We start from the raw sequence: 618 nt of genomic DNA, 5'->3' as shown, positions 1-618 counted from the left end.
GATGGCTAGTTATGCCCTATATTCCTTTAATACTAACATTAGGCGATCGCTCTGTGGAAGTGATGGCTCTGTTGGATACAGGGGCGAGTGTTAATGTTTTGCCCTATGAAATTGGTCTGCAATTAGGGGGTATCTGGGAGGAGCAAAATGTGACGATTCCGATGAGTGGAAATTTAGCAAGTAATGAAGCGCGGGGCTTGGTGGTTTCTGGTTCAGTTGCGTCTTTCGCGCCTGTGCTATTGGCGTTTGCTTGGACTCAATTAAATGATGTACCAGTGATTCTTGGACACATGAATTTTTTTGCGGAGTTTAATGTTTGCTTTTATGGTCACGATTTGGCTTTTGAGATTTGTCCAAGAGAGTAGCAATCAACTTAATTGACACGAGCCGCAAGGTTGCCAGTAAAACCTTTTCGGTGTAAAGGTTTGAGCCACTTGTTAATTTTTCTATCAAGAAACCACTGGATCAATCAACAACCGCTCATCCAAAATCAAATTTGAGTAGAATCTGTGAATCAACCTTAGTTCACGCAGCATTAGTTACGGATTTGTAGTAAGGTAGTGCTTGCTGAGGGAATAGTTCACTAAGGAGCAATTCAATGTCTTATGCAGATAAAGA

Annotated in this window: 1 protein-coding gene; it reads left to right on the top strand. The window is 41.6% G+C overall.

Annotated features, from left to right (window positions below; all coding sequences use genetic code 11):
* The first annotated feature begins 11 nt into the window (after positions 1-11).
* Positions 12-365 carry a pepsin/retropepsin-like aspartic protease family protein gene (locus tag PL9631_RS25590; RefSeq protein ID WP_083624805.1) on the top strand — a complete coding sequence of 118 codons (354 nt, stop codon included), beginning with the start codon at positions 12-14 and terminating at the stop codon, positions 363-365.
* Positions 366-618: the final 253 nt, after the last annotated feature.

It is taken from the genome of Planktothrix paucivesiculata PCC 9631, assembly GCF_900009265.2.
Lineage (GTDB): Bacteria > Cyanobacteriota > Cyanobacteriia > Cyanobacteriales > Microcoleaceae > Planktothrix > Planktothrix paucivesiculata.
Note: the sequence above shows the minus strand (reverse complement) of the source record. Positions and strands in the feature narration are given on the sequence as shown.

Excerpts from the sequence above, each read along its gene's own strand:
- PL9631_RS25590 (WP_083624805.1), top strand. The coding sequence starts at position 12 with ATGCCCTATATTCCTTTAATACTAACATTAGGCGATCGCTCTGTGGAA.